At 49.9% G+C, this 9,017-nt stretch carries 5 protein-coding genes and 1 pseudogene; 2 read left to right on the forward strand and 4 right to left on the reverse strand.

From position 1 onward, the window contains the following. Window positions 1-358 precede the first annotated feature (358 nt). Together KKG35_01620 and KKG35_01625 are read left to right on the forward strand one after the other, a co-directional pair. Window positions 359-910, forward strand: coding sequence for a hypothetical protein (locus KKG35_01620; GenBank protein ID MBU1736816.1), 552 nt, complete (start codon window positions 359-361; stop codon window positions 908-910). Window positions 911-990: 80 nt separating this feature from the next. Then, window positions 991-1,152: pseudogene (locus KKG35_01625) on the forward strand (DDE-type integrase/transposase/recombinase). Between the two features lie 237 nt (window positions 1,153-1,389). Here the strand turns inward: KKG35_01625 and KKG35_01630 are convergent. The 4 genes from KKG35_01630 to dnaN form a co-directional block, all read right to left on the reverse strand. After that, window positions 1,390-2,412, reverse strand: a complete 1,023-nt coding sequence (locus KKG35_01630; protein ID MBU1736817.1) for an NAD(P)-dependent glycerol-3-phosphate dehydrogenase — start codon at window positions 2,410-2,412, stop codon at window positions 1,390-1,392. A gap of 306 nt (window positions 2,413-2,718) precedes the next feature. Next, window positions 2,719-5,229, reverse strand: coding sequence for a DNA gyrase subunit A (gyrA, locus tag KKG35_01635; GenBank protein ID MBU1736818.1), 2,511 nt, complete (start codon window positions 5,227-5,229; stop codon window positions 2,719-2,721). A gap of 89 nt (window positions 5,230-5,318) precedes the next feature. Continuing rightward, on the reverse strand, window positions 5,319-7,724 hold the full coding sequence (gene gyrB, locus KKG35_01640) for a DNA topoisomerase (ATP-hydrolyzing) subunit B (GenBank protein MBU1736819.1): 2,406 nt from the start codon (window positions 7,722-7,724) through the stop codon (window positions 5,319-5,321). A gap of 73 nt (window positions 7,725-7,797) precedes the next feature. Continuing rightward, window positions 7,798-8,931 (reverse strand): DNA polymerase III subunit beta, encoded by a 1,134-nt coding sequence (gene dnaN, locus KKG35_01645; protein MBU1736820.1) that lies wholly within the window; start codon window positions 8,929-8,931, stop codon window positions 7,798-7,800. Between the last annotated feature and the right edge of the window lie 86 nt (window positions 8,932-9,017).

The following is a 9,017-nucleotide window of genomic DNA, read 5'->3' on the forward strand; positions in this document are numbered from 1 at the left end:
AGATCATCTCAGCCTTATGGAACTTAGCCGAACATTACAGCGCGATTTATCCAGCTTGAGTCAGTCAGCTTCTCGACTGGAAAAGAAAATGAAAGATGACGATTATTTACGCGAAAAAGTAAATAAAATCAAAATGTTGATTAGGTGATACCCATTTGTCAAGCCTGACCCCCGTGCGTGTGACCCCCGTGTGACCCCCGTGTGACCCCCGTGGTGCTTCCGTGGGGAAAAGATTTCGTCCTCGGAATGATATACAACGACCTTTTACTCATGAAAATGTTATATGTGTTGCTGGGTTTGTTAATCTTGATTTTTGAAGTCATGGTACTCTCAAATTCTTATACGCATCTAAGCCCCTATGAAGTCACCAACACACCCGAGTCTTAAAACAGCGCTCATTTTAGCTATTGCCTTTCTCCTCTGCGGTGGAGAGACCCATTCTAACACACCTGAGACCACACCCTCCAAGGCCACCGACAAAGACTATGAAATCTCTATTGATTCAAACAGTCCTGAAGCTTCAGCCCTTTTAGAAAAGATTATCACCCCAATTGCTACACAAGCTGCAGGCAAATTCAAGGATTATGAAAATAGGGATGATCTCCCTATGAACATCCATGATCCACAGGTTGATTGCAGTGAACACAATGAGTCTCTCCAAGAATATGGAGAACGGATAATTCAATCAGTCACAGAAATCAGAGATATGGCTATTGCCAATAACAATCAGCTCAGTCTGTGGGGTAAGGTGAAAGGAGTCAACTCTCTGAGGCTGCTCTTTCAATATGCAATATTGAAAAGACCCTTTACCCCCGGGTATTGTTTGGATGAATTTGAGAAAGACTTCTTTCCTCGGTTGGAATCGCTAGTGGATGACACTATAGAACCTACACCATCTGACTCCCCGTAACAGAGACCGGTACAGAGAGATAAAATTGATTTTATCTCTTTATCGGCTAACCGCTTATACAAAGATGTATGCCAGGCTAAGGGCTGATGATCCATAGTGACAAAGGAGTTCAGTATGCCAGTGTTGATTTTAAGGCAGAATTACAGAAACATCATTTTGTTCAAAGCATGAGCAGGAAAGGAAATTGTTGGGACAATGCCGTTGCGGAATCATTTTTCCATACGATAAAAACACAAATGATTCGCCACTGTAAATTTCAGAATGTAATGGAGGCTGAACAAAAAGAGGTCGCGTCTTTGCTTGCAAAAAGGGGGCGCGTCTTTGCTTGACTCATCTTCGGCTTGTCATTAGTCGACATATCTCTTGTCGCGCCGAGCTAAATCCAAAGCCTCGGGGATCCCGTCTGACGGGGTGAAATTGGTTATTGTTACCCAGTGGGTGCCACAAAAGAAAAGGTTGTTCGATTTGTTGCGATTTTTTCAAAACTCGATCTCTTCCTTCAGGCTTCTGGCCAGGAGGGTTTTGACCGCTTCGTTGCAGTCCATGTCTTCGTAGATTACCTGGTACACCTGTTCGAGAATCGGCATCTCGATGTTCATTTTGCGGGCGAGGTTGTAGGCGGATCTGGTGGTTTTGACCCCTTCGGCGACCATCTTCATCTCAGCGACGATCTGTTTAATCTTTTGACCCTGGCCGAGTTTGAGGCCGACCTGCCGGTTTCTGGAAAGGTCTCCGGTGCAGGTGAGGACGAGGTCGCCCATGCCGGCAAGTCCGGCAAAGGTCAAGGGCTGGGCGCCCATCCTGACCCCGAGGCGGGTGATCTCGGCCAACCCCCTGGTGATCAGGGCGGCGCGGGTGTTGGTCCCGTAGCCAAGGCCATCACAGATCCCGGCACCGATGGCGATCGGATTTTTAAGGGCGCCGCAGAGCTCCATACCGATCACATCGGTGGAAGCGTAAACCCTGAACCGGGGGGCGTTGAAAACCTGCTGAAAAAAACGTGCGTCTTCTCTGGTGTTGGCAGCCACGGTCACTGCAGTGGGGACACCGGCGGCAACCTCCTTGGCAAAACTCGGTCCGGCCAGAACACCTATTTTCAGAGCGGGTGGCGCGTCGATTTTGCCGAGTTCATCCACCACAACCTGATCCATGGTCATCAGGGTGTCGTTTTCGATTCCTTTGACCGCAGAAATCAACGAGACATTTTTTTCAAGATGGGGAAGAAGCCGGCGGAAGACCTCCCGGTAGCCGTGGGACGGCACCACCATCAGGACCAGCTCATGGCCGGCAACCGCCTCTTTGAGATCGGCGGTTGCGGTTAGATTATCATTCAGTTTGAATCCGGGCAGATAGGTGAGGTTTTCCCGGTTGGCAATGATCTCGGCGACATGGTCCAGACGGTGGCCCCACAGGGTGACCCGATACCCTTTTTCACTCAGCAATCTGGCCAGGGCGGTGCCCCAGCTTCCGGCGCCTATGACCGCCGCTTTACTTACAGGCACGATAATTACTCCGCGATTTTGAGGTTCGGATCACCCGCAACAAACGTGGAAAAGAATTGAAGCCTCCCCGCGGCAGATAGCAAACGGAGTGCGACTTCGAGCCGCGGGGAATCTCCGTACGTAAGAAAGTTACACATCGAATTCGCTCGTTAACCCCGCAGCAGGTAAGGGAGCCTGCGACACTCCGAGCTGCGGGGAATACACTCGCTGAGCGTGTTCAAAAGCCGGAAGACAGAATGAACGAAACACCGTTTTCAGTTGCCTTCCGGCTTCAATTTCCCCGCCGTTTTGCGGCGATGAAATTTTTTATTCCTCAATCACTCCTTCTTCGCTCTCATCATACTCTTCCTCTTCACCACCGGAAGGTTCCGCCACCCGGTCCATGGCGACAACTTTTTCACCCGCACCAAGCTTGAAGAGGTTGACACCCTGGGTGTTCCGACCGATGACCCTGACATTCTGCATATTGGTCCGGATAATTTTGCCGCCGTCGGTGATCATCATGATCTCGTCCTCATCGACCACCTGCAGGGCACCAATCGCCTTGCCGTTCCGTTCACTGGTCTTGATCGTGAATACACCTTTGCCGCCACGGTTCCTGACCGGGTAGTCTTCGACTGCGGTCCGTTTTCCGAAACCGTTTTCGGTGACCGACAGGATCGACTCGGTGAGCTCATCAACCACCACCACCCCGACTACGGTGTCGCCCGGGTTCAGGGTCATACCCTTGACTCCCGATGCGGATCGGCCCATGGGGCGGACGTTCTTTTCACTGAATCGGACCGACATGCCGTTGCTTGAGAAAAGCATGATATCGTTATTGCCGTTGGTTATAGTCGCCGAGATGATCTCGTCTCCTTCGCGAATTTTCAGAGCGATCTTGCCGCGCTGCATCGAGCGGGCATACTCCCGGAGATCGGTCTTCTTGACAATCCCGTTTTTGGTGACCATCAGCACATAGCACTCCTCACCCTCGGCAAACTCAAAATTCGTGACCGGCATGATCGCCGCAACCTTTTCCCCGGGGGCGAGGTTCAACAGGTTGACCAGCGCCTTGCCCCGACCGATTCTGCTGGCCTGCGGGATTTCAAACACCCGGCGCTGGAACACCTTGCCGTGGTTGGTAAAGAAAAGAAAGGTGTCGTGGGTGATGGCCAGATAGAGGGAACAGACAAAATCCTCCTCATGGGTCTGGATCCCTTTGACGCCCTTGCCGCCGCGCCGCTGGGCCCGGTATAGTTCAACCTGGTTCCGCTTGATATACCCCTCATGGGTGACGGTGACCACCATCTCCTCATGGGCGATCATATCCTCGGGCAGGATCTCGTCCGGGGCCTCGATGATTTCGGTACGGCGTGCATCACCATACTTCTCCTTGATCTCCTCAAACTCTTCGCGGATGATCTTCATGACCTCGTTTTCATCGCCCAGGATCTCTTTGAAACGCGCGATCTGCCGCATCAATTCTTCAAACTCAGCCACGATCTTGTCGCGTTCAAGCCCGGTAAGGCGCTGGAGACGCATGTCAAGGATTGCCTGGGCCTGGATCTCGGAGAGCTTGTATTTCTCCATCAGACCATCTTTCGCTTCCTTGGGTCCGGCCGATTTTTTGATCAGCTCTACCACCTCGTCAAGGTTGCTGATCGCGATTTTCAAGCCTTCGAGAATGTGGGCTTTTTCCTCGGTTTTGCGAAGATCATACGCGGTACGGCGATACACAATGGTTTTCCGGTGCAGGAGAAAATGCTGGAGAATCTGTTTTAAGTTCAGAATCTCCGGCCGGCCGTTGACGATGGAGAGCAGGATCACCCCGAAGCTCTTCTGGAGCGGGGTCATCTTGTAGAGCTGGTTCAAGGTGACGTCGGCAATTTCATCCTTCTTCAGCTCGAGCACGATCCGCATCCCGCGACGGTCGGACTCATCCCGGACTTCGGAAATCGATTCGATTTTCTTTTCCTTGATCAGCATCGCGATTTTCTCGATCAGGCTCGCCTTGTTCTGCTGGTAAGGGATTTCGGTGATAATGATCGACTCGCGATTCGCCTTCTTGCTCTTCTCAACCTCGGTCCTGGAACGCATCAGAATCGAGCCGCGACCGGTCTCGTAGGCTTCCCGGATTCCGGCCCGGCCACAGATAAAGGCGGCGGTAGGAAAATCCGGCCCGGTGATGATCTCCATCAGCTGATGAATGGATATCGAAGGATCTTCGATCAGGGCGATCAGACCGTTCATCACCTCGGTGATGTTGTGGGGCGGGATGTTGGTTGCCATGCCGACCGCAATTCCCGATGAGCCGTTGATCAGGAGGGTCGGCACCTTGGTCGGAAAAACCACCGGCTCCATATGGGTGTTATCATAGGTGGGGGTAAACTCGACGGTTTCCTTGTCGAGATCGGCAATAATCTCCTGGTCGATCCTGGTCATCCTTGCTTCGGTGTAACGCATCGCCGCCGGCGAATCGCCGTCGACCGAACCGAAGTTGCCCTGGCCGTCGACCAGCAGGTAGCGCATCGAGAAGGTCTGGGCCATCCTGACGATGGTGTCGTAGGCCGCCGTGTCGCCATGGGGATGATATTTACCGATCACATCACCGACGATCCTCGCCGATTTCAGGTAGGGTCGATTGTGATAGTTGTTCAGCTCACGCATGGCAAAAAGCGCGCGGCGATGCACCGGCTTCAGACCGTCGCGGACATCGGGCAAGGCCCGACCGACGATCACGCTCATCGCGTAATCCATGTAGGATTTTTTCAGCTCGCTCTCGATTGAAATATCCGGGAAAACCTCGTCGGTCATCTCTTTTGTCTCATCCACCATTTTATCTTTACCTGTAGGTTCTTTCTTTATACCGGTTCAGCTTGCAGCCGCCGGTAACAAATAATTTGTCTGCTTGCACCCATGAAGCTTTAGATATCCAGCTGGGACACTTCCATGGCGTGGTTCTGGATAAAATCGCGTCGCGGTTCCACCTTGTCACCCATCAGGGTGGTGAAGATATCGTCGGCGTTTTCCGCATCTTCGATCCTGACCTTGAGCATAATCCTCTTTTCAGGATTCATGGTGGTTTCCCAGAGCTGTTCCGGGTTCATCTCACCAAGACCTTTGTACCGCTGCAGGTGGCTGCCCTTGAAAGATTCCTTGCGGATAATCTCAAGGAGCAGCTTCCAGTCACCGACTTTAATCTCCTGCCCCTTGTTGTCGATTGCATATTCACCGGTCAGCAGCTCCTTCACCTGAGGGTACAGCCTGAGCAGCGCGTGATATTCCGGAATCAGCGGAATCTGCGGCCCGACCGTCACCATCATGTGCGCCTTGTCCTTGTACGCTGCATCAAATTCATAACAGCTCGGTTTCCAGTGACATGATTTGATCGGACCGAGAATAAAATCCTTCCCCTTGAGATGCTCACGCAGATCGTGGACAAATTTTTCTTCTCCGAACTGGTCTGCGGAACTGACTTCGTTATTGAGCAAAAAGGTGATCATGTCTTCCCAGACGCCCATTCTTTCCAGATACTGGACGATCTTCAGATAGCCTGAAAGTTTCCGGAGAACGGTAACCATTTCATCGCCGCTGATCACCGTCGCCTCTTTGCCGGAGCCATGCTTCAGAGACATTTCCGAGCTTGCCTGTTCAAAAAGATGCTGGTTTAAATCATCATCACCGGCGAAATACTGCTCTTTCTTGCCGCGTCCGAGGCGATAAAGCGGCGGCTGGGCAATGTAGATGTGCCCGGCCTCGACCAGGGAGTGCATCTGCCGGTAAAAAAAAGTCAGCAGGAGCGTCCGGATATGGGCGCCGTCGACATCGGCATCGGTCATGATAATGATCTTGTGATACCTGAGCTGCTCCGGGTCAAAATCTTCCTTGCCGATACCGGTGCCGAGGGCGGCGATGATCTGTTTGATCTCTTCACTGGAAAGAATCTTGTCGTAACGCGCCTTCTCAACATTCATGATCTTGCCGCGCAACGGCAGGATCGCTTGAAACACCCGGTCCCTGCCCTGCTTGGCGCTGCCGCCTGCCGAATCGCCCTCCACCAGGAAAAGCTCTCTTTTTTTCGGGTCCTTGGTCTGGCACTCCGCCAGTTTCCCGGCCATCATCAGATCGATACTGTTCCCTTTCTTCCGGGAAAGCTCCTTGGCCCGCCTGGCCGCTTCTCTTGCTCTTGCCGCATCTACAACCTTGGCGAGGATTTTTTTGGCCTCCGCGGGATTCTGCTCGAGATAAATTCCAAGCTTTTCGTTGCAGATCGATTCAACGATCGTTCTGACTTCACTGTTGCCGAGCTTGGTTTTGGTCTGCCCTTCAAACTGCGGGTTCGGGACCCTGACCGAGACCACACAGGTGATCCCTTCCCGGACATCGTCGCCGCCCATTTTCTCCTTCATGTTCTTGGGAATGACATCATCGGTGGCATACCGGTTGATGCATTTGGTCAGCGCCCCGCGAAAACCGGTGACATGCGTCCCGCCTTCCTTGGTATGGATGTTGTTGACAAAGGAAAAAAGCCTTTCGGAATATCCGGTGTAATACTGAAAACAGACCTCAACCTGCACCCCTTCCCGGTCTCCCTCGAAAAAGATCGGTTCCTGGTGCACGGGAGTTCGGTTCCGGTTCAGATATTCAACATATTCTTTTAAGCCGCCTTCGGAATGAAACTCATCTTCTGCCCCGTTCCTCTCGTCGTGCAGCGCTATTTTTACATTGCGATTCAGGAAAGCCAGTTCCCGAAGACGGGTTTTGATGATTTCATATTTGAATTCGGTTGTTTCCTTGAAGATTGTCGGGTCGGGCAGAAAGGTGATTCTGGTCCCGGTTGTATCGGTTTTACCAACCACCTCCACTTCCGAGTTTTTTATTCCATATTCATAAGACTGCCGATGGATCTTTCCTTCTCTTTTTATTTCGGCGGTGGTCAATTTACTCAAGGCATTCACCACCGAGACACCTACTCCATGCAGACCACCGGAAACCTTATAGGTTGAATGATCAAATTTTCCTCCGGCATGCAGGGTGCACATGACCAGTTCCAGCGCCGAAACTCCTTCTTCGGAGTGGATCCCTACCGGAATGCCGCGACCATTATCTTCAACACTGACACTGCCGTTATTGTGGATGGTTACGGAAATTTTAGAACAGTGGCCGGCCAGCGCTTCATCGATACTGTTATCGACCACCTCATAAATCAGATGATGAAGCCCTTCCTCGGCGGTATTGCCGATGTACATTGAAGGGCGCATTCTCACGCCTTCCAGACCGGACAGAACCTTTATCTGCTCAGCACCATATTCGTTTTTTGTTTCAGTCACTTGTATTCCCTTTTTTAGAAATTACATGGATTCAAAGTGTAATGGAAAACTTCTGCAGGAAGCCGATTTTTATTTAAATTTTCATCGGCATAACAACGCTGATATATCCCGTATCATCACTTCCTTTGATAAGACAGGGACTTTCTTCGGAATTAATATAGGCTCTGATCATTTCACTGCTCATCACCTGCATGGCCTCAACGAAGTATTTGCCGTTAAAACCAAGGGTCATGACCGGACCATGATAGTCAATATTCAGGATATCTTTGGCATTCCCGATATCCATGCTTTCAGATGACAGCATCAGGACATTTTTATCGAAATGAAATTTAACTGCATTAAATCTGTCCTCGGTAAAAAGGATCATTCTTTTTAATGAATTAATCAGTGAAATCCGATCTATCTCAATATATGAATCCTGTCCTATGATATTGATAATATTTCGATAATCAGGAAAATCACCATTCATTAATCTGATGATCATCAATGAATTATCACTTTTTAAAACAGCCTGATTATTTTCAAAGCCAATGGCGACGGTATCGCATGATTCACAAAATTTTCTGATTTCCTGAACCCCTTTTCTCGGGATCAGCGTCGTTTTGTTTATCTTCAGTTTTTCAAGATCATGTTCGAACACAATCTGCATCAGAGAGAGGCGATGCCCGTCTGAGGAAACCATTCTCATTAAAGATTTTCCTTCCTCATTTTTATCTTTTTCAACCAGCAGGCCGGTCAGATTAAATTGACTCTCCCCTTCCTGGGCAACGGAAAATATCGTTCTGTCCACCAGATCCTGTAATGATGATGCCGATATTTGAACCAAAGAACTTTCGTCATATTCAGGAAAAGAAGGGAAATCGGTTGCCGCCATTCCGGCAAGATTATAATCGCTTGAATTGGCCGATATCTTTACCCAGTTATTATCATGAAGTTCCAGATGAAGGGTATCGGCTGCTGTTTCTCTGACGATCTCGAAAAGCTTTCTCGCAGGAAGGGTTATTTCCCCTGATGCCATTATCTCTGCCGGAATACTCACTCTGATTCCCACCTCAAGATCGGTTGCGGTCAGAATGATCGAACTGTTTCCGGTCTGAATAAGAACATTGGAAAGTATGGCTATAGTCCCTTTTTTCCCGGTAACGTTCTGGACGGATGAAAGGCCGGCTAGAAATTCATCTCTTGAGACATTAATAGATAGCGACATTGTCAAATCCCTTTAATATAAGTTTTTATTTAAAGAAATATTATTAATATTAAGGATGTTGATATGTTAAAAAGATATATAAGTTA

The sequence above is a fragment of the Pseudomonadota bacterium genome (assembly GCA_018823285.1).
GTDB lineage: Bacteria > Desulfobacterota > Desulfobulbia > Desulfobulbales > JAGXFP01 > JAHJIQ01.

Bases quoted from the DNA above. Each gene is read 5' to 3' on its own strand.
- dnaN (MBU1736820.1), bottom strand. From the start codon at position 8,931: ATGTCGCTATCTATTAATGTCTCAAGAGATGAATTTCTAGCCGGCCTT.
- KKG35_01620 (MBU1736816.1), top strand. From the start codon at position 359: ATGAAGTCACCAACACACCCGAGTCTTAAAACAGCGCTCATTTTAGCT.
- gyrA (MBU1736818.1), bottom strand. From the start codon at position 5,229: ATGGTGGATGAGACAAAAGAGATGACCGACGAGGTTTTCCCGGATATT.